21 protein-coding genes are annotated in these 19389 nt (G+C 75.3%); 11 read left to right on the forward strand and 10 right to left on the reverse strand.

Translation table 11 applies throughout. From position 1 onward, the window contains the following. Window positions 1-19: 19 nt before the first annotated feature. From O7546_RS12555 to O7546_RS12565, 3 genes are all read right to left on the reverse strand, one after another. Window positions 20-1162 (reverse strand): AI-2E family transporter, encoded by a 1143-nt coding sequence (locus O7546_RS12555; protein WP_281600943.1) that lies wholly within the window; start codon window positions 1160-1162, stop codon window positions 20-22. Between the two features lie 38 nt (window positions 1163-1200). Continuing rightward, the gene (locus O7546_RS12560; protein ID WP_194801688.1) at window positions 1201-1989 is read right to left on the reverse strand and encodes a fused MFS/spermidine synthase; all 789 of its coding nucleotides are present in this window, start codon (window positions 1987-1989) and stop codon (window positions 1201-1203) included. 71 nt (window positions 1990-2060) lie between these two features. Then, window positions 2061-3032 (reverse strand): DUF2267 domain-containing protein, encoded by a 972-nt coding sequence (locus O7546_RS12565; protein ID WP_194801687.1) that lies wholly within the window; start codon window positions 3030-3032, stop codon window positions 2061-2063. A 184-nt stretch (window positions 3033-3216) separates the two neighbouring features. Between O7546_RS12565 and O7546_RS12570 the strand changes: the two genes are divergently transcribed. Further along, window positions 3217-3531 (forward strand): hypothetical protein, encoded by a 315-nt coding sequence (locus O7546_RS12570; protein ID WP_281600944.1) that lies wholly within the window; start codon window positions 3217-3219, stop codon window positions 3529-3531. Between the two features lie 91 nt (window positions 3532-3622). Here O7546_RS12570 and O7546_RS12575 read toward each other — a convergent pair whose 3' ends face one another. Together O7546_RS12575 and O7546_RS12580 are read right to left on the reverse strand one after the other, a co-directional pair. Continuing rightward, on the reverse strand, window positions 3623-3970 hold the full coding sequence (locus O7546_RS12575; protein WP_281600945.1) for an STAS domain-containing protein: 348 nt from the start codon (window positions 3968-3970) through the stop codon (window positions 3623-3625). A 43-nt stretch (window positions 3971-4013) separates the two neighbouring features. Beyond that, entirely contained in the window at window positions 4014-4358 is a 345-nt protein-coding gene (locus O7546_RS12580; RefSeq protein ID WP_281600946.1) for an STAS domain-containing protein, read from the reverse strand. 255 nt (window positions 4359-4613) lie between these two features. Here O7546_RS12580 and O7546_RS12585 point away from each other — a divergent pair, with 255 nt between their 5' ends. The 5 genes from O7546_RS12585 to O7546_RS12605 all read left to right on the forward strand — a co-directional run bounded on the left by O7546_RS12585 (window position 4614) and on the right by O7546_RS12605 (window position 8962). Further along, a complete protein-coding gene (locus tag O7546_RS12585; protein ID WP_281600947.1) occupies window positions 4614-6374 on the forward strand; it encodes a PP2C family protein-serine/threonine phosphatase in 1761 nt (586 codons plus the stop codon). After that, on the forward strand, window positions 6371-7417 hold the full coding sequence (locus tag O7546_RS12590) for a cobalamin-dependent protein (RefSeq protein ID WP_281600948.1): 1047 nt from the start codon (window positions 6371-6373) through the stop codon (window positions 7415-7417). Before O7546_RS12585 ends, O7546_RS12590 begins: the two co-directional genes overlap by 4 nt. A gap of 75 nt (window positions 7418-7492) precedes the next feature. Beyond that, complete coding sequence (locus O7546_RS12595) at window positions 7493-7840, forward strand: STAS domain-containing protein (RefSeq protein ID WP_194801682.1); 348 nt, start codon at window positions 7493-7495, stop codon at window positions 7838-7840. Window positions 7841-7911: 71 nt separating this feature from the next. After that, a complete protein-coding gene (locus tag O7546_RS12600) occupies window positions 7912-8358 on the forward strand; it encodes a response regulator (protein WP_120570165.1) in 447 nt (148 codons plus the stop codon). 118 nt (window positions 8359-8476) lie between these two features. After that, window positions 8477-8962 (forward strand): ATPase, encoded by a 486-nt coding sequence (locus O7546_RS12605; protein ID WP_194801681.1) that lies wholly within the window; start codon window positions 8477-8479, stop codon window positions 8960-8962. A gap of 10 nt (window positions 8963-8972) precedes the next feature. Here O7546_RS12605 and O7546_RS12610 read toward each other — a convergent pair whose 3' ends face one another. Next, a complete protein-coding gene (locus tag O7546_RS12610) occupies window positions 8973-9719 on the reverse strand; it encodes a hypothetical protein (protein ID WP_281600949.1) in 747 nt (248 codons plus the stop codon). A gap of 450 nt (window positions 9720-10169) precedes the next feature. On the opposite strand from O7546_RS12610, the gene O7546_RS12615 reads away from it, so the two are divergent. Continuing rightward, complete coding sequence (locus O7546_RS12615) at window positions 10170-11108, forward strand: endonuclease/exonuclease/phosphatase family protein (RefSeq protein WP_269696852.1); 939 nt, start codon at window positions 10170-10172, stop codon at window positions 11106-11108. Between the two features lie 4 nt (window positions 11109-11112). Here the strand turns inward: O7546_RS12615 and O7546_RS12620 are convergent, their stop codons facing one another. Further along, complete coding sequence (locus tag O7546_RS12620; RefSeq protein WP_013285994.1) at window positions 11113-11541, reverse strand: OsmC family protein; 429 nt, start codon at window positions 11539-11541, stop codon at window positions 11113-11115. 80 nt (window positions 11542-11621) lie between these two features. Next, on the reverse strand, window positions 11622-12569 hold the full coding sequence (locus O7546_RS12625; protein ID WP_269696853.1) for a serine/threonine-protein kinase: 948 nt from the start codon (window positions 12567-12569) through the stop codon (window positions 11622-11624). A gap of 128 nt (window positions 12570-12697) precedes the next feature. Here O7546_RS12625 and O7546_RS12630 point away from each other — a divergent pair, with 128 nt between their 5' ends. After that, complete coding sequence (locus O7546_RS12630) at window positions 12698-12922, forward strand: hypothetical protein (RefSeq protein ID WP_194801678.1); 225 nt, start codon at window positions 12698-12700, stop codon at window positions 12920-12922. Between the two features lie 27 nt (window positions 12923-12949). Here O7546_RS12630 and O7546_RS12635 read toward each other — a convergent pair whose 3' ends face one another. Then, complete coding sequence (locus tag O7546_RS12635) at window positions 12950-13747, reverse strand: alpha/beta fold hydrolase (protein WP_194801677.1); 798 nt, start codon at window positions 13745-13747, stop codon at window positions 12950-12952. After that, a complete protein-coding gene (locus tag O7546_RS12640; protein ID WP_194801676.1) occupies window positions 13744-14637 on the reverse strand; it encodes an SDR family oxidoreductase in 894 nt (297 codons plus the stop codon). The genes O7546_RS12635 and O7546_RS12640 overlap by 4 nt, the downstream gene beginning before the upstream one ends. A 142-nt stretch (window positions 14638-14779) precedes the next feature. On the opposite strand from O7546_RS12640, the gene O7546_RS12645 reads away from it, so the two are divergent. The 3 genes from O7546_RS12645 to O7546_RS12655 are packed head-to-tail and all read left to right on the forward strand — an operon-like array spanning window position 14780 to window position 19388. Next, a complete protein-coding gene (locus tag O7546_RS12645; RefSeq protein ID WP_194801790.1) occupies window positions 14780-15520 on the forward strand; it encodes a response regulator transcription factor in 741 nt (246 codons plus the stop codon). Next, window positions 15498-17030 carry an ATP-binding protein gene (locus O7546_RS12650; protein WP_269696854.1) on the forward strand — a complete coding sequence of 511 codons (1533 nt, stop codon included), beginning with the start codon at window positions 15498-15500 and terminating at the stop codon, window positions 17028-17030. Before O7546_RS12645 ends, O7546_RS12650 begins: the two co-directional genes overlap by 23 nt. A gap of 45 nt (window positions 17031-17075) precedes the next feature. Further along, window positions 17076-19388 (forward strand): glycosyltransferase family 39 protein, encoded by a 2313-nt coding sequence (locus tag O7546_RS12655; RefSeq protein WP_281600950.1) that lies wholly within the window; start codon window positions 17076-17078, stop codon window positions 19386-19388. Window position 19389 lies beyond the last annotated feature (1 nt).

The raw sequence follows: 19389 nt of genomic DNA on the forward strand, positions 1-19389 counted from the left end.
CGCACCCGCCGGCCGGCCCTCACCCGCCGGCCGGCGGCCGTTCCGGCGTCTCCAGCAGCTGCGGGACAGTCGCGCCGTCGGCCGAGCCCGTGTCGGGCGGACCCGCCGGACCACCGTCGGCGGGCTGCGGCAGCGCCTGCCGCCCGGCCGGCGCGAACTCGCGCAGCAGCACCTGCACGATGCCGGCGGCCGGGATCGCCAGCAGCGCCCCCACCAGCCCGGCCAGCTCGACCGACAGCAGCACGCTGACCAGCACGGTCAACGGGTTCAACCGCACCGCGCGGCCCATGATGACCGGTTGCAACAGGTGGTTCTCCACCTGCTGGTAGACCACGAAGAAGACGAGCACCACGAGGCCGGCGGTGGGGGAGTGCAGGAACGCCGCGCCGGCCGCGGCGAGCGCGCCGAGCGTGGCGCCGACGAGCGGGATCAGGTCGAACACGGCGACCGTCAGCGCGATCACCGCGGCGAACGGCACACCGAGCAGGAACAGCACGACGAAGGTCAGACCGCCGCAGATCACGCTGATCAGCAGGTTGCCGCTCAGGTAGCCGGTGACGATCCGGGACGAGCCACGCCCGATGCGCCGCAACCGCGCCGCCGCGCCGTCGCCGGTGAGCCGCAGCGTGGCGGCCACGATCTTCGGCGCCTCCAGGACCATCAGGTACGCCAGCACCACCACTGTGACCAGCGCGGCGACCGCCTGGGCCACGCTGCGGACCACCCCTACGGTCGGGTCGCCGAGCCGGGCGCCGTACCGGCGCAGCTGGCCGGGTTCGGCGTACCGGAGCAGGTGGAAGCGGTCCAGCAGCCGCCCGAGCGGCCCCTGCCCGGCCTGCGCCTCGCGTACCAGCTCCGGTGCCCGGTCGGCGAAGCGGCCGACCTCGTCCACCAGCGGCACCACGATCAGCGCGCCCACGGCGGCGAACAGCGCGAACGCGGCCAGGAACACCAGGAGCGTGGCGAGCGCACGGCGGCGTACCCGGCGTTCGAGACGGTCCACGAGCGGTTTGAGGGCGACCGCGAAGAACACCGCCACCAGCCCCCACACCAGCACCCGCCGGGTCGCCCAGACCAGCGCCAGCCCGACCCCGGTGGCGAGGACCAGACCGATCACGATCAGCGTCCGGCGCGCGATGGACCGATCGTCGGCGGCGCTCATCCGGCGCGGCTACCCGCGCTGGGGGTACGAAAACCGGCTCAGCCCAGGTCGGCGTCGGTGACCGGGTGGGCGCCCGCGGCGAACGCGTCGAGCGTCGTGCCGTGCAGCACCGTTCCGGGCACCGGGTCGGCGGCGACGCGGGTGGCGAGCCGGATCACCGGGATCCGGCCCGCCGTGGGCGTGGCGGCGAGCACCACGTTGCCGTAGCGGCGTCCGCGCAGCATCCGCCGGTCGGCGACCAGGCAGACGTCGGCGAACACGGCACGCAGCGTGGCCACCTGGGCCCGGGTGTGCGCCAGCGGCGGCAGATCGGTGAGGTTGATCAGGTAGAGGCCGTCCGGGCGCAGCACCCGGGCCACCTGCGCCGCGAACTCGACCGCCGCCACCTGCGGCGGCATCCGGGCCGCCCGGTACACGTCGGCCACCACCACGTCGTACGTTCCGGACGGCTCCCCGGTGACGGCCTCCCGGGCGTCGCCGAGCGCCACCACCACCTCCGGCGGCAGCCGCGGCAGCCTCCGCCGGACCAGCTCGACCACGCCCGGATCGCGCTCGATCACCCGCTGCACCGAACCGGGCCGGGTGCTCGCGAGCCAGCGCGGCAGCGTGAGCGCGCCGCCGCCCAGGTGCAGGGCGGTCAGCGCCACGCCGCGCGGGGCGGCCAGGTCGATCGCGGCGGCGATCCGCCGCACGTACTCGAAGTGCAGGTACCGGGCGTCGGCCACGTCCACGTACGACTGCTCGACCCCGTCGGCCAGCAGCGTGCGCCCGGACGGGCGGGCCGGGTCCACCACGATCTCCAGCGTCTCGGTGTCGTCGTGATCCACGGCGGGACACGGTACCGCGCGGCCACGGGCGGCCCCGGCCCGCGTGGGACCGGGGCCGTTCCGCCGCCGGGTCAGCCGGCCGCCATCCCGGCGCCGGCCTCGTCGACCGCCGCGTCCACCCGGTGCGCGAGGTCCACGTCCGCCGCCGTCACGCCGTCGACCTGCTGGGTCCGGACCGTCAGCACGGCGTTGTCCGGGTCCGGCCGCCCGATCTGCGGCGACCGCCCGACGTCGGACTTGAGCCGGTCCAGCCGGTCGAGCACCCGGTCCAGGTTGCCGCCGGGCAGCTCGATCGTGCGCACGAGTGAGCGCCGGTCGCTGGACCAGTAGGGCAGCGTCGCGAGCGCGTCGCGCAGCTCGGCCTCGGTCAGCGGCGCGGTGGCCGAGGACGCGCCCACCAGGCCGCCGCCGAAGTCGGTCGGCCCGAGCAGGTCGCGCAACTCGTCGGGTACGTGCAGCGACTCGACCAGTTCCGCGTCGGCCTCGGCGAGCGCGGCGAGCGTCGCCTCGGCCTGGTAGCGGGCCTGCTCCGGGGTGAGGCGGCTGTACCGGCCGACCTCGGCCAGGAAGCCGGGCAGGTCGCGGCGGGGCTCCAGGCCGTACACCGGCACCACGTCGTGCAGGGTCAGCGGCACCGCCTCCAGCAGCCGCTCCCGTTCCGCCTCGTCCAGCGCCTGGGCCAGGGCCAGCACGGTGCCCTCGGCCGCGACCTTGGCCGTGGTGAAGTCCACCCCGGCGCGCCGGCTCACGTCGTCGACGAGATCCCGGTAAGCCATCGAGACCCCGGGTGACGGCGTCGGTTCCGGCAGCGGGCGCTGCTGCTCCGCGACGGCGACCGGCGGCGGCGCGGGACCACCCCGGGTGGTGTCCGGCTTGTGCCGTCCGGCCGGCGGCGGGCCGGACCGGTCGTGCTGGTCCAGCGAGGTGACCTGCTTGGACGCGCTCAGGCTGGCGCCGGTCTGGCTCGGCCGCAGCCCTCGTTCGCGGGCCTCGCGGGCCAGGGCCCGGCGGCGCTGGTTGTCGCCCTCCATCTGCTTGCGCATCGTCGCACCTCGTTCCTGGGTCGGTTGCGCTTGCGCCCACCGCGTTCCCGGCGCTGCCGGGAAGGTAACGGCGGACCGCCGGGGCGGACGCTTCATTCGCTGCGGGTGAGGAGCGCTCACCCCGGCGGGCGGCAGGCTCGGACGGACCGGACAACTTCCGACGCACGCGGAAGGGCAGGTCGACATGAAACGGATCGTGGAGATCGTCCCCGCCCGTCCCGGCTGGTACGCCCGTTGGCGCATCGGCCCGGACGACACCCGCTCCTACCCGGTGACCCTGTGGGCGCTGCTGGAACACCACGACGGCAGCGGACGCGAGGTGGTCGGTGTCGACTGTGTCGGGCAGTGGCCCGGCGCGGACGACGACGACATGAGTGGGGACTTCGTCCGTTATCTGTTCCAGACGCCTGATTCCGGCGCGCCGGAGGACGTCGAGCCTCCGCTCGCGGGGCAGTCGCACGACGAGACGCGGCACCGGCAGGCCGAGCCTGCCGCCTGAGCCATCCTCCCGGCCCCCGGCCCCTGGTCCCAGGGTCGGGGGCCACCCCTGTCCGCCTGTCGCTCAGCCCGCCCGACGGGGTCTGGCCGGGTCAGCCGACCTCGCGGACGCCGCCGGTCAGGTCACGCGGCGGAGCGGCGAGCAGTTCGGCCAGGCCGGTGCGGTCCAGCAGGTGCCTGATCTGCGGGTTCAGGTTGAACAGGCGGATCGCCCCGGTGCCGGCCCGGTGGATCACCACGAGCGCGCTCAGGCCGGAGGAGTCGCAGAGGTCGACCCCGGCGAAGTCGATTTCCAGCTCCTGGTGACCGTCGCGGCGCAGGCCGGCCACGGCGTCGACGAGTTCCGGCGCGGTGTCGAAGTCCAGCTCTCCGGCCAGCCGCACCCGGGCGGAACCGGCGTCGAGCCGGTCCACCTCGATGGTCAACATCTGGGAGGGCACGTTCCCATGTTCCCAGCCGGGCCCGGCCGGGAAACCTGCGGGGTCACGCGGACGCGGTCGAACCCGGCGCGGCGAGGCCCGGCGCGTCGTCGACCGGCGAGCGGTCGAGCAGACCGGTGACGCCGGTCAGGTCGAGGATGGTCTCCAGGAACCGGGGGACCGACCGCAGCTCGATGGCGGTGCCGGCGTGCTGGCCCTCCCGCCAGGCGTGCACGATCACGGACAGGCCGGTGCTGTCCATGAACTGCAGGTCGCCGAAGTCGAACACCAGTGTCGCCGGACGTGCGGCGAGCAGCCGGTCGATCTCGGCGCGCAGCGGGGCCGCCGTGGCGTACGCCAGGTCGCCGCCGACGACCACCACCGGAACGGCCGGGTCGGAACGATCCACGGAGATGCTCAGCGGGCTCGCCTCGGGCCTTCTCCGTTGAGGAACCACGTCACGCCTTTCCGCGGGGCTGCCGGCCGGGACCGGGATGACAGGATCGTAACAACAGCGGCATCACCTCGCTGGACGCGCGAGCGGGCCTGGCAGCGCCGTGGGGTGGCGGTCCCGGCATACCGGCGTAGGGTGGGCGGGGAGACGTGACCACAGGCGCCGGGTCCGGCGCCCCCGGGTGTCGACGAGGAGAGTGGGGCTCAGCTGGTGACTGCTGCCGACGTCAGGGGTGCCGACCCGGGCGACGGACGGATCTCCACGCCGAGCGCCGCACGGGCTCCGGCGTGGCCCGCCGCCGCGCCCGCGCCGTCCGCCCTGCCGCCGCTGGCCGCCGACCGCGACCTCACCGTCCCGAACTGGTCCGAGGTGGTCGAGCACTTCCGTGAGGGCCTGGTCGTCTGCGACGCCGACGGTGTCGTCCAGCACGTGAGCCCGGTCGCGGAGCGCCTGGTCCCCGAGGTGACGCCCGGCGAGCTGCTGGCCGCCGCCGGTCCGGCCCCGCTGCGTGGCGACGGGCCGGCCGAGTTCACCCACCACGGGCGGCGGCTGCGCGTACGCCCGGTCGCACTGTCCCACCGCCGGCGCTGCTGGTACGTCGACGACGTCACCGAGATCGTCAGCCGGGCCGACGCGCTGCTGGCCGAGCGGGCCCGCTCGGCGTTCCTCGCCGTGGTGGGCGAGAAGCTCGGCAACCCGCTGCACCCGGACCGGGCCGCCGCCGCGGTGGTGCGCCTGGCCGTGCCCACGGCGGCCGACGTGGCGGTCCTGGTCCTCGCCCCCCGCTCCGGCCGGGCCCGCTGGTGGCGGGCGGTACGCGCCGACGACCGGCCGCCGGTGGTGGACAGCGGGGTGCTGCCGGCCACGGCGCTTCCCGCGGCGATCGAGGCCGGCCTGGCCGGCACCGAGCCGCACGAGCTGGACTGGCTGGTCGAGCAGGCCGCCGATGCCGGCTGGCTGCCCGGCCTGGGTGCCTCCGGCGCCACCGCGCGGGTGGTGCCGCTGCCCGGCCGGGAGGCGCCTGCCGGTGCGCTGCTGGTGGCCCGGCGCGCCGACCGCTGGTACGACGAGGCCGACATGGACCTGGTCCGCGCGTTCGCGGCCCGGGCCGGTGCGGCGCTGACCACCGCCACGCTCTACCGCGACCAGGCTGAGGTCGCCGACACGTTGCAGGCCAGCCTGCTGCCGGTCGAGCCGGCCGCCGCGACGGGCGTGCAGTGGGGCACCGCGTACCGGCCGGCGCAGGCCGGGCTGCGCATCGGCGGTGACTTCTACGGCTCGCACCGGCTCGCCGACGGCGGCTCGGTCTTCTTCCTCGGTGACGTGTCCGGCAAGGGCGTGGAGGCGGCCGTGTTCACCGGCCAGCTGCGCCAGTGCCTGCAGGCGCTGCACCGGGTCGAGACGCAGCCGGGGCGGCTGCTGAAGCTGCTCAACGACGCGTTGCTGGAGACCACGCAGGCGCACGGGCAGGGCCGGTTCGCCACCCTGGTGCTCGGCGTGGCCCGGCCGCACCGTGACGGCGGCCTGACGCTGAGCCTGGCCGGCGGCGGGCACCTGCCGCCGCTGGTGCTGCGGGAGTCCGGCGAGGTCGAGGTGGTGCCGCTGCGCGGCATGCTGATCGGCGTGGTGCCCGATCCCCGCATCGGCGAGGTGACAGTGCACCTGGCGCCGGGGGAGACCTGCCTGTTCTACAGCGACGGGGTGACCGAGGCGCGCGGCGGCCGGCGCGGCGACGAGCAGTTCGGCCCCGAGCGGCTGCTCCACGCGGTGACCGGCTGCCACCGGATGCCCGCGCCGGCGCTCGCCGAGCGGGTCGAGCAGGTGACCTGCGACTGGCTCGCGCACGGTGACCACGACGACATCGCGGTGCTGGCGCTGCGCGCCACCGGACCGGCTGGGCGGGCGCCGCGGCACCTGCACGCGGTGCCGGACCCGGCCGTGACCGAACCGACGAGGGAGTTGTCCGCGTGACCGTGCCGACCGTCGAGGCCGATCCGGGCAAGGCCTTCCCCCGCTACCTGGAGTGCCTGGCCGACGCCGACGAGTCCGCCGCCGTGGCGGTGGCCCGGGGGCTGCTGGAAGCGGGTGTGCCGGCCGAGCGGGTGCTGCTGGACCTGGTCGCACCGGCCCAGGCCGAGGTGGGAGAACGCTGGGCCCGCAACGAGTGGAGCGTCGCCCAGGAGCACGCCGCCACCCACATCAGCGAGCGGGTGGTGGCGGCGGTGGCCGGGTACGCCGATCCCCGCCCGACGCGCGGGCGGATCGTGATGGCCTGCATGGACGGCGAGTGGCACGCGCTGCCGGCCCGGCTGGTGGCCGAGGTGCTGCGGCTGCGCGGCTGGCAGGTGGTCTTCCTCGGGGCCAGTGTCCCGGCCGCGCACCTGGTGTCCTACCTGCACCGCTACGACGCGGAGGCGGTGGCGCTGGCCTGCGCGCTGCCGATGCGGCTGCCGCACGCGCACCGGATGGTGGAGGCGTGCCGCCGCTCCGACGTGCCGGTGGTGGTCGGTGGCCGGGGCTTCGGCGACGACGGCCGCTGGGCGCGTGTGCTCGGCGTGCCGTGGGCGCCCGACGCGCCGGCCGCGGCGGACCTGGTGGCCGACGAGCGGGTGTTGCGCGAGACGCCGCCCGCGCGGCTGGACCACCTGGCCGACGACGAGTACGCCAGCCTGGTGAAGCGGCGTGGCGAGCTGATCGACAGCGCCCTGGCCGATCTGCGGGAGCGGGTGCCGTCGACCGCGGACTACACGCCCGCGCAGCTCGACTCCACGATCAGCGACCTCGGCTACATCGTGGACTTCCTGGCCGCCGCGCTCTACGTGGACGACGCGACGCTGTTCACCGGGTTCGTCGAGTGGCTGGTGGAGATCCTGGTCAGCCGCGGGGTGCCGGCGGGCGCGGTCGGGCTGACGCTGGAGCACTATGGACAGCAGCTGCGGGACTTCCCGCGCGCGGCCGCCTTCCTCGACCGGGGCCGCGCTCTGGTGGGCGGGCTGTCGGCGGCGGGCCGCTGACGGGCACCGGGGCGACCGTCGCATATACTTGCACCACTGCAAGTGTTTCCTGTGGTGGGAGCGAGGGGGGCCACTGTGACGTTCACCGTCACGTACGCCCAGCGGGACGGGGGCGGCGCCCGCCTCCGGCTGGCCGGCGAGCTCGACCTCGGCACGGCCGGAGAGCTGAACTCGGCGATCGACCGGCTGATCGCCGAGGGGCACCGTAAGCTGCTGCTCGATCTCACCGACCTGACGTTCTGCGACTCCACCGGCATCGCGGCGTTCGTCCGGGGGGACAACGTCGCCGCCGCCGACGGCGGCTGGCTGCGGCTCACCGGGGCGACCGGGCGGGTCGCCCGGGTGCTCCAGGTGACCGGGCTGGCCGAGGTGCTCCACCACGACCGCGACACCGTCGACCCGACCGCGCCGGCCGCCTCCTGATCCGATACATTTCCCCGCCAGCAGCCGGCCGTGCGGCCGGACGCCCTCCTCACCGAGAAACAGGTAACCCCATGGGTCAGACCAGTCCCAGCCCCGTTCGCATCCTGGTGGTGGACGACGACCCGGGCGACGTCCTGATGATCGAGGAGGCGCTCGCCGACTCCGACGTCGACAAGGTCATCGACGTGGTCGCCGACGGCCAGGAGGCGATGGAGTTCCTCCGCCGCGAGGGCCGGCACACCGAGGCGCAGCGCCCGGACGTGATCCTGCTCGACCTGAACATGCCCCGGATGGACGGGCGGCAGGTGCTCGGCGAGGTCAAGGGTGACGAGAGCCTGCGGACCATCCCGATCGTCGTGCTCACCACCTCCAACGCCGACACCGACGTGGTCAGCAGCTACACGCTGCAGGCCAACGCGTACGTGACGAAGCCGATCGACCTGGACGACTTCAACGACGTGGTGCGCCGGATCGACGAGTTCTTCGGACGGGTGGTCGTGCTCCCGAAGCACCAGTAGGGGCGGGAAGTCCGGGCCCCCGCATCCTGCACATTTTGTGGGAACGGCCGCGCCCGGGAGCGCCCGGACCGCAGGATCGGCTGGTGGGGACGCACACCGGCTGCCTGGGGGGCGAAGCATGAGGTTCTCGGTGGTGGAGACCGGCTACGACAGGCGGCAGGTGGACGCCTGCCTGGACGAGCTGAGCCTGCGGCTGGGACGGCTGGCGGCGCGTGCGGAGGGTGCCGCCGGGGCCGGCCGGGAGTGGGACCAGATCCGGTCGGACGCCCTGCACCTGTGCGATTTCCTGCATCGCCGTACCGCTCCGGTCGAGGGCGGCACGTCCCGCCCGCCGGCCGCCGAACGGGAGGCGGCCGTGCTGCTCGCGCAGGCCCGCGCCGAGCTGGAGGCCGCCCGCGAGGAGGCCCGCCGGTTGCGGGAGGAGGCGTACGCCGAGGCCGTGCGGGCCCGCCGCGAGTTCGAGGCGGCCCTGCTGGCCCGCCGCCGCCGGGAGTCCCGGGTCGACGAGATCCTGGCCGGTGCGCGGGGCGATCGGGTGGCGGTGGACACCCCCACCGCCGCGGCGGGCGTGCGCCCCGGTGGCGACGGGCGCAGCGCCGCGTGACCCGCGCCGGTCAGACCAGCGTCGCCACCACGGTCGTGGCGCGCTTCTCGTGCCGGGCGTACGCGTCGGGGTAGGCGGACACCTGCACCGCCTGGGCCGCGGCGGTGACGCTCATGTCCGCCCAGCCGGGCACCTCGCGCAGCGCGGCGTAGAAGGCCCGGGCCGCGTACGCCGGCCGCATGAGCTGGGCGACGGTGCCCCAGCCGCTGCTGGGCCGCTGCTGGAACAGCCCGACCGAGTCGTGGTCGGAGCCGCTGCCCTGGTGCGGGTAGTCGAAGGACTCCGGCAGTACGTCGCTGGCCAGGTTGTAGAGGTCGCTCTCCTGCATGGCGGTGGCGACGGCGACGACCAGGGCCCGGCGGGGCATCTTCATCTCCCGCCCCACGTCGACGATGGCCTTGGCGTTGTCCATCTGCCGCTGGTCCAGGCCGGCGACCGGCCGGGGGCGCTTGGGCGGCGCGGGCTTGCGCGGCGGCTTCTTCGTCGCCGGGGTGGCGCTGGGCGTGGGAACCGGCGGCGGCAGGGCCGCGGCGGCGGGCGGCGCGATCCGGGTGAAGTCGCGGGAGGCGCGCTGGTCGGCGGCGGCCCGGTCGGCGACCGCCTCGCGTACCTCCAGGTGCGCCGGGCCGGTCTCGCCGACGCCTGCCACGCCGATCAGGCCGAGGCAGCAGGTGACGCCGGTGGCGACAGCGATCCGGCCGGGTACGGTCCGGGCCGGGCCGCGTCGCGGCGGTTCCGGGGCGCGGTGACGCCCCACTCTCCGTTCGGCTGATGCCGGGTCAATCGTTCGGCGAACCGGGCGGTTGGCGGGCAGCGGCTGATGATCGGAGTCGTCGGGATGCACCCGCCGAGGCTAGAAAGCTTCCGGGCCTTTGCCATCGGGGTGATTGGTGGCATGCGCCACAATCTGCCGGATTCGCGGGCCGCATTAGGGGTGTTGGATCATGAAAACCACCAACCTCGCCTACCCGGAAGAATGCCTATGTCGGTTTCGACGGTGCGAAACGGACGTCAGACCGAGCCGGTGGAGGCGTACTCCGGGATCCTCCGTTCGGCGGAGGGTGCCCTGGTCGGAAAGCCTGCGCGGGGCGGCGGTCCACCGACCCGCCGGGATCGACGCCTCGCTATCGGACACTCCGCGCCTGCGCCCTGTGGATCATGGCGAGGCCGCCGCGCGGCGGCCCGGGCGCTCGATACGATTCCCACGGTGACGGAGCGGATGGTCGACGAGCGCCCGAGCGGCCCCCGCAGCCGGCGCGGCACGCTCGTCGTCGTCTGCGCCGTGCTGCTCGCGCTGCTGCTCGCCGGGCACCGGCTGGTGCCCAACGTCCACGGCCTGGGCAGCCTGGTGGACAGCGTCACCCCGCTGCTCGGGATCGCCGTACCGCTGCTCGCGCTGGCGGCGCTGCTGCGCCGCTCCCGGCCCGCGCTGCTGGCGGTGCTGCTACCGGCCCTGATCTGGGCCGGACTGTACGGACGCGCCTGGCTGCCCCCGGCCGCCGGCGCGGACGGCGCCACGGTCCGGGTGGTCAGCCAGAACCTGCGCGTGAGCAACCCCGACCCGGCCGCCACCGTCGGCGCGCTGACCGGCGACGCCCCGGACCTGATCGGCCTTCAGGAGGTCGCCGACGGCGGCCGGGTGGCGCCGGTGCTGGCCGAGCGCTACCCGCACCGGGCGGTCGTGTCGACAGTCGCGCTGTGGAGCCGGTGGCCGATCCGCGAGGCGCACGGCGTGGACACCGGGCTGGGCTGGGACCGCGCGCTGCGGGCCGTGGTGGCCGCGCCCCGGGGCGACCTGACCGTGTACGTGGTCCACCTCGGCTCCGCCCGGGCCGGCCACACCGCCACCCGGGACCAGACCGTGGCCGCGCTGGCCGACGCCGTGCGCGCCGACCCGGCCGACCGGCTGGTGGTGCTCGGCGACCTGAACACCGCCACCACCGACCGCGTCTTCGACCCGCTGACCCGGCTGCTCGGCGACGCGCAGGCCGAGGCCGGGCAGGGATTCGGCTTCACCTGGCCGGCGGAGCTACCGGTCACCCGCCCGGACCACGTCCTCTACCGGGGCCTCACGCCGACCACCGCCGGGGTGCTGCACACCCCGGACAGCGACCACCGCGCGGTGACGGCCGGCTTCCGCTGGTGAACGCTCAGTGCCGGCCGTTCTCCGCCGGGGTCACGGTGAGCCGGTGCCGGCTCGGGTCGCCGCTGGAGAACGGCCACAACCGGTCGGCGTACGCGACCAGGTCGGCCAGCTGATCCCGGGTCAGTCCCGCCGAGGAGATCTCGGCGTGCACGTCGGCCCGGTAGCGGCCGTCGTCGTCGCGGCCCAGTTTCGCCTCGGCGGTCACCTGCACGGTGTGCGCCTCGTCGGTGATCTCCCCGGCCGCCTCCACCGCCGCGTGGTGCAGGCAGGAGGCGAACGCCGCGGCCAGGAGCTGCTCCGGCGTCAGGCCGGTGCAGTGCGGCGCCAGCGGGGACGCCAGGGCGGAGGAGAGCCCGCCGTCGTCGGTGCGTACGTGACCGCCCGCCGCGGTCGCCGTGGCCGTCTCGGCCAGCCAGGAACTCGGATCCGGCATCGCGTTCCTCCCGTCACTCACCGGACCGCGTTCCCGGACCCGCAGCGGCGAAACCGTGCCCGGGCGGGCAGTAGGAGCGCTCAGCCGACCCGGCCGCTGGTCGCGGCGTCGACGGCCATCGCCTCGGTGGCCTCGGCGGCGGCCCGGCTGGTCCACGGCGACACCTGCGGTTCGCGCTGCCGGGGCAGCGTCGCGGTCATCGGTACGTAGACCCGGGCGTCCACCGCCTCGGCCAGCAGCAGCGCGGCCATCGGGCTGGTCGGCCGGGCGGACGGGTCGGCGTCGAGGCAGCGCCGGCACAGCTCGGCCACCTCGGCGGGCAGCCCGGGCACCTCGGGCAGGGGGCGGGGCGGCCGGCGGCGGCGCGACCCGAGCAGCTGGGTGGTGCTGCCGGCCTCGTACGGCAGCTCGCCGGTGAGGCAGTAGAACAGCAGCACGCCGAGCGCGTACATGTCGGCGGCCGGCGTGACCGGCCGCCGGTCGAGCTGCTCCGGCGCCAGGTACGCCGGGGTGCCCACCACCACGCCGTCCGGAGTGTGGTCCGGTGCCCCGGCCGGGGTGGCGATGCCGAAGTCGAGCACCTTCACCCCGCACGGGGTGAGGATCACGTTCGCGGGCTTCACGTCCCGGTGCACGATGCCGTGCGCGTGCGCGGCGGCGAGCGCGGCGCACACCTCGGCGCAGACCCGGACCGCGATCCGCCAGTCCAGCGGCCCGCTGCGCAGGTGCGCGGCGAGCGTCTCGCCCTCGGCCAGCTCCATCACGATGTACGGCACCGGCCGCCCGTCCGGCAGCGTCGCGGTGCCGAAGTCGTGCACGCTGGCGACGTTCGGGTGCACCAGCCGCGCCGCCGAGCGCGCCTCGGCCCGGATCCGGTCCACCGAGCCGGCGTCGCCGTCGAGCGCGGGGGAGATGAGCTTCACCGCGACGGTCCGGTCCAGCACGCGGTCGTGCGCGCGCCACACCTCCGACATGCCGCCCAGGCCGGCTCGCTGTTCGAGCTCGTACCGCCCGCCCAGCGTCCGCATCACCCACTCCTCGCCTCGTCCGGTGCCCTCCGGTCCCGCTACCCGGCCCCGGAGCTGTGCAAACCGCCGAGGGGCGGCGCCGCGGCGGGGTAGCTTCGCGGCGGGGGCGTCGAGGAACGGGGGCAGTGGTGACCGTGGTGCGCGTACGGTTCGTCGGCGGACCGGCCGACGAGCTGACCCGGGAGCTGCCGGCCGGGCCGGACGGCGCGCCGCCGCTCCGGTGGGTGCTGCGTCATCCGGAGGAACCGGCCGAGGGCATCGCCGACCACCTCTACGAGCGCGACGACCACGCGTCGCCCGGTGGCTGGACGATGCGGTACGTGCACACGTTCCCGTTCGGCGCGACCGAGTGAGGCCCGGGAGCGGCCGGGCGCGCCGCGTCAGGCCGGCCGGACGCCGGTGGTGCCGAGGATGACCGAGGCGACCAGCTCCGGGTCGTCGTGCATCGGCACGTGCCCGCAGCCGGGCAGGTCCAGGTGCCGTGCGGCGGGCAGCCGGGTACGCGCCAGCGCCGCCTGCCGGTAGGGCAGGATCCGGTCCCGCGTACCCCAGGCCACTGTGACCGGCACCGTCGGCGCGCCCGCGTAGGCGTACCCCCGTCCGGCGCGGGCGACGGCGCGGAACGCCCGCGCCTGGCGCAGCGCGCGGGCGTCGGCGAGCGCGTCGTCGAGGGCCATCCGGTTGGGCCGGGCCAGGATCATGCCCATCGCCAGCATCCGCAGCGCGGGCGCGGCGAACAGGCGGCGCAGCACCGGTTCGGGCAGCCGGGCCGCGTTGCGGTGCAGGGACAGCACGGTCAGCGCCCAGCGCAGCTCACGCGCGGTGCAGAACCCGGCCGGCGACAGCGCGGTGGCCGACGAGACCGCGCCGAGCGCGGCCAGCTCCAGCGCGATCGCCCCGCCCAGGCTGTTGCCCGCGACGTGCGGGCGTTCCAGCCCGAACGCGGCGAACAGCTCGACCATGGCCACGGCCAGGCCGGGCATGTCGGCGGGCAGCCCGGCGGCGGGCACCGGGGAGCGGCCGAAGCCGGGCAGGTCGACGGCTATCACGTCGTGCGCCTCGGCGAGGCGGTCCAGCACCGGCCGCCAGGCGCCGCCGTGGTGGCCGATGCCGTGCAGCAGCACCAGCGTGGGCCCGGCGCCCCGCCGCTCGTAGACGACGTCCACCGGCGCGGTCACGGTCGCCCCTGCGGCGTGCTGGCGCCGAAGCCCCGGCCCAGCGCCCGGGACTGCTCCTCGATCAGCGGGACGGTGGCCCGTGCGGTGCGCCCCACCAGCCGGTCGGCCAGCGGGCTGACCAGCACCGATCGCATCGCTTGCACGCCGGCCACGGCGCGCGGCACGTACACCCGGCGGCTGCGGCGCTCGATCGCCCGGACGAACGCCTCGGCGCACTCGGCCACCGTGGTGGTGCGCCGCAGCGGCCAGGGCAGCTTCGCCAGCGCCGTGGAGAAAGCCGGCAGGTCGGCGCGCGCCTCGCGAACCAGGTCGGTGTCCACCCACGACGGATGTGCGGTGCCCACCGCCACGCCCCGGTGCGCCAGTTCGAGGCGGATCGCGTTGCCGAACTGCTCGACGCCCGCCTTCGACGCGCAGTAGGCGGCCATGCCGGGCAGCGCGGCGAACGCCGCGGCCGAGGAGACGATCAGCAGGTAGCCGCCCCGGTCCACGAGCGCCGGCACGGTCGCCGCCGCCGTGCGCATGACCCCGATCAGGTTGACCTCGACGGTACGCACCAGCGCCTCGACGTCGCCGACGGCGATCGTGCCGCGGTTGGCGACCCCGGCGTTCGCGACCACCGCGTCGATCCCGCCCAGCGCTGCCACGGTGCCGTCGACCGCCTCGGCCAGCGCCTGCTGGTCGGTGACGTCGGCGGCGAACCAGGCGTGCCCCGGGCCCAGCTCGGCGGCGAGCGCGGCGAGCCGGTCGGGTTCCAGCCCGACGAGGGACAACCGGGCGCCGCGTGCGGCGGCGAGGCGGGCGGTGTGCTCGCCGATGCCCCGGGCCGCGCCGGTCACCAGCACCACCTTGCCGGCCAGCCGGCCGGAAAAACGACCGTCGATGGACATGCCGGGAAGTTACCACCGGGTAGCCCGGGTGCGGAAGACCTCGCCGGACCTGCCCGGAACGGCACCGTACGGCGCGCACAGCTGGTACACAGGATCGGGACAGCCCGGCGACAGCGGGCCCGCCCACGATGGGGGCATGGTCATGAACGCGCAGTCCGCGCAGGGCCGCATCGAGCTGCGCCGCCCGGACGGCGAACCGGTGCGGGTGCTCGTCGTCGACGACGAGCCGACGCTCACCGACCTGCTCTCGATGGCCCTGCGGTACGAGGGCTGGCAGGTCGCCACCGCCGGCAGCGGCATGGCGGCGGTCACCACCGCCCGCCAGTTCCGCCCGGACGCCGTGGTGCTCGACGTGATGCTGCCCGACCTGGACGGCTTCCAGGTGCTGCGCCGCCTGCGCGAGGAGTCCCCGAGCGTGCCGGTGCTGTTCCTCACCGCCCGCGACGCCGTGGAGGAACGCGTCGCCGGGCTCACCGTCGGCGGCGACGACTACGTCACCAAGCCGTTCAGCCTGGAGGAGGTGATCGCCCGGCTGCGCGCGCTGCTGCGCCGCTCCGGCTTCGCGGTCGCCGCCCGCCAGGAGGCGGTGCTCACCGTCGGCGACCTCACCCTCGACGAGGACAGTCACGAGGTACGCCGCGGCAACGACCTGATCACGCTCACCGCCACCGAGTTCGAGCTGCTGCGCTACCTCATGCGCAACCCGCGCCGCGTGCTCAGCAAGGCGCAGATCCTCGACCGGGTGTGGAACTACGACTTCGGCGGCCAGGCCAACGTGGTCGAGCTGTACATCTCGTACCTGCGCAAGAAGATCGACGCGGGCCGCGCGCCCATGATCCACACATTGCGCGGGGCGGGTTATGTCCTCAAGCCCGCCGAGTGACAGCCGTGGCCGGCTGCGCCGCCGCCTGGCCGGCTGGTCGCTGCGCCGCCGGCTCGTGCTCTCCGTGGTGGCGCTGCTCGCGCTGGTCAGCCTCGGCATCGGCGGCCTGACCACAGTGGCGCTGCGGCACTTCCTGACCGACCAGATCGACAACCAGCTCACCTTCGGCGACCGTCGGCCCGCCGACTTCGAACGCTGGGCCCGGCGCGGCATCGACCCGCCGCGCCCGGATCAGCGGCCCACCCCGCCGGACTCCGACGAGGTCGCGCCGGACCCCCCGGGCGGCTTCCCGCCCGGCTCCATCGCGGTCCGGGTGCCCGCCGCCGCCGAACCCGTCGGCCGGGTCCGGTCCGAGAGCGGCGGCAGCGAAGAGGTGCCCGCCGCCGACCTGACCGCGCTGGCCCGCGTACCCGTCGGCGACCGCCCGCGCACCGTCGTCGTCGGGGACCGGGGGGACTACCGCGCGATCGCGCTGCCCTCGCCGCGCGGCGACGGCGACGTGCTGGTCCTCGCGATCCCGCTGGCCCAGGTGGACGACACAGTCATGTGGATGATCGTCGCGCAGGCCGGGGTGATCGGCGCCGGCCTGGTCATCGCCGGCGCCCTCGGTCTGCTCATCGTCCGGGTCACGCTGCGCCCGCTCAACCGCGTCGCGGCCACCGCCGCCCGGGTCACCGAACTGCCGCTCGACCGTGGCGAGGTCGCCCTGTCCGTGCGGGTACCGGCCGCCGACACCGACCCCCGCACCGAGGTCGGGCAGGTCGGCGGCGCGCTCAACCGGATGCTCGGCCACGTCGCCGCCGCGCTCGCCGCCCGGCAGGCCAGCGAGACCCGGGTACGCCAGTTCGTCGCCGACGCCAGCCACGAGCTGCGCACCCCCCTCGCGGCCATCCGCGGGTACGCCGAGGTGGCCCGCCGGGGCCGCCAGGAGGTGCCGCCCGACGTGGCGCACGCGCTGCGCCGCGTCGAGTCGGAGAGCACCCGGATGACCAGCCTCGTCGACGACCTGCTGCTGCTGGCCCGGCTGGACTCCGGCCGCCCGCTCACCGCCGAGCCGGTCGATCTGACCGCCATGTCGGTGAACGCGGTCAGCGACGCGCACGTCGCCGGTCCGGACCACCGCTGGCAACTCGACCTGCCCGACGAGCCGCTCACCGTCACCGGTGACGCCCACCGGCTGCACCAGGTGCTGGCGAACCTGCTGGCGAACGCACGGGTGCACACCCCGGCCGGCACCACAGTCACGGTCCGGCTCGCACCGGCGCCCGACGGCGTCGAACTGCGCGTCACCGACGACGGGCCGGGCATCCCGGAGCAGTTGCAGCCGGAGGTCTTCGAGCGGTTCGCGCGCGGCGACACCTCCCGCTCCCGCGCCCAGGGCAGCACCGGCCTGGGACTGGCCATCGTCGCCGCCGTGGTGGAGGCACACCACGGCCGGGTCGACGTGATCAGCCGGCCCGGCCGTACCGCGTTCACGGTCTGGCTGCCCGGATCCACAGCCGACGCATAGGCCGTTCACGGGAGCGGGCCAGCGGGCCCGCCGAGTCTTGCCGGCATGAACCGAACCGACAGCCTGCCGACCGTGCCCACGGCCGCGTCACCCGGCACCGAGCCGGCCCCCGCGTCCGTACCTCTGGAGATCCGCACCGGCCGCGATCCGCGCTGGGCCCGGCCCGCCCTGCTCGGCCTGCTGGCCGTGACCGCGCTGCTCTACCTGTGGGGTCTGGGCGCCTCCGGCTGGGCCAACGCGTTCTACTCGGCCGCCGTGCAGGCCGGGTCGCAGAGCTGGACGGCGTTCTTCTACGGCTCGTCCGACGCGGCCAACTCGATCACGGTGGACAAGACCCCCGCCTCGCTGTGGCTGATGGCGCTCTCGGTGCGCATCTTCGGCCTGAGCGGCTGGTCGATCCTCGTGCCGCAGGCGCTGCTCGGCGTCGCCTCCGTCGGCGTGCTGTACGCGACGGTCCGCCGCTGGTACGGCCCGGCCGCCGGACTGCTCGCCGGTGCGGTGCTCGCGCTCACCCCGGTGGCGACGCTGATGTTCCGGTTCAACAACCCGGACGCGCTGCTGGTGTTCCTGCTCGTCGCCGCCGCGTACGCCACGGTGCGCGCGGTCGAGACGGCGAGCACCCGGTGGATCGCGCTGACCGGCGTGCTCGTCGGCTTCGGTTTCCTCACCAAGATGCTCCAGGCGTTCCTGGTGATCCCGGTCTTCGCCGGGGTCTACCTGCTGGCCGCGCCGACCGGTCTCGGGCGGCGGATCCGCCGGCTGCTGCTCGCCGGGCTCGCAGTGGTCGTCTCCGCCGGCTGGTGGGTGGCGATCGTCGAGCTGATGCCGGCGAGTGCCCGCCCCTACATCGGCGGCTCGCAGAACAACAGCATCCTGGAGCTGACGCTCGGCTACAACGGCCTGGGCCGCATCACCGGCGACGAGGTGGGCAGCGTCGGCGGCGGCGGGCGGCCCGGCGGGGGAGGCGGCGGACCGTTCTCCGGCCAGACCGGGCTGCTGCGGATGTTCGACACCGAGGTCGGCGGGCAGATCTCCTGGCTGCTGCCGGCCGCGCTGATCCTGCTGGTCGCGGGGCTGTGGCTGGCCGGGCGGGCGCCGCGTACCGACCGCACCCGGGCCGGTCTGCTGCTCTGGGGCGGCTGGCTGCTGGTCACCGGACTGATCTTCAGCTTCATGTCCGGGATCTTCCACGCGTACTACACGGTCGCCCTGGCCCCGGCGGTCGGCGCGCTGGTCGGCATCGGGACCACCCTGCTGTGGCGCGCCCGCTCCGCGGCGGTCCGGTGGCGCCGGCTGGCCGCCACGCTGGTCCTGGCCGGCACTTTGGCGGTCACCGCCTGGTGGTCCTGGCACCTGCTCGGCCGCACCCCCGACTGGCACCCCTGGCTGCGCCCCACAGTCCTGGCCGTCGGCCTGACCACCGCCGTCCTCCTGGCCGTCTCGGCGGTGATCAAGGAGTTCGTGTCCGGGAACGGCTTTCAGGGTGACGCGAACTCCTTGGTCAACTCCGAGGCGGGGGCGGGGCACCGGACCGGGTTCGCCGGGCGGGTCGTGCGGTGGGTCGCGCCGGTGGTGTCCGTCGCCGGGATCGCGGTGGCGCTGGCCGGGCCGGCCGCGTACGCGATGCAGACCGCTGCCACCCCGCACAGCGGCGCCATTCCGAGCGCCGGGCCGGCCGGAGCGGGTGGCTTCGGTGGCCCGGGTGGACCGGGCGGGCGGATGCCCGGGAACGGGCAGTTCCCGGGTGGCCCCCCGGGCGGGACCGGGCAGTTCCCCGGCTTCCCGGGCGGACCGAACGGCACCGGCCGGGACGGCGGGGCGAACGCCGGCGGATTCCCCGGCTTCCCGGGGGGCGGCCAGGCTCCGGGCGCACCCGGCGGCACCGGGCAGGACGGCACCACGCCGGGTGGCATCCCCGGTCAGGGTGGCTTCCCCGGACAGGACGGCGGGACCGGGCAGGAGGGGCGGGGGCAGCGCGGCGGTGGCATGGGCGGGCTGCTCGACGCCCGCGAGCCGAGCGCCGAGATGACCGCTCTGCTCACCGCCGACGCCGACGACTACACCTGGGTCGCCGCGACTGTCGGCTCGAACAACGCCTCCGGTTACCAGCTGGCGACCGGCCGGCCGGTCATGCCGATCGGCGGGTTCAACGGCAGTGACCCGTCGCCGACGCTCGCCCAGTTCCAGCGGTACGTCGCGGACGGGCGGATCCACTACTTCCTCGGCGGCGGCGGGTTCCGGGCCAACGGCGGCAGCAACGCCTCGGCCGAGATCGCCGCCTGGGTCGCGGAGAACTTCACCGCGACCACCGTCGACGGCGTGACCGTGTACGACCTGAGCAGCGGAAAGCAGGGCTGAG

Origin of the sequence: Micromonospora sp. WMMA1976, assembly GCF_027497335.1 — a bacterium.
Taxonomy (GTDB): domain Bacteria; phylum Actinomycetota; class Actinomycetes; order Mycobacteriales; family Micromonosporaceae; genus Micromonospora; species Micromonospora aurantiaca.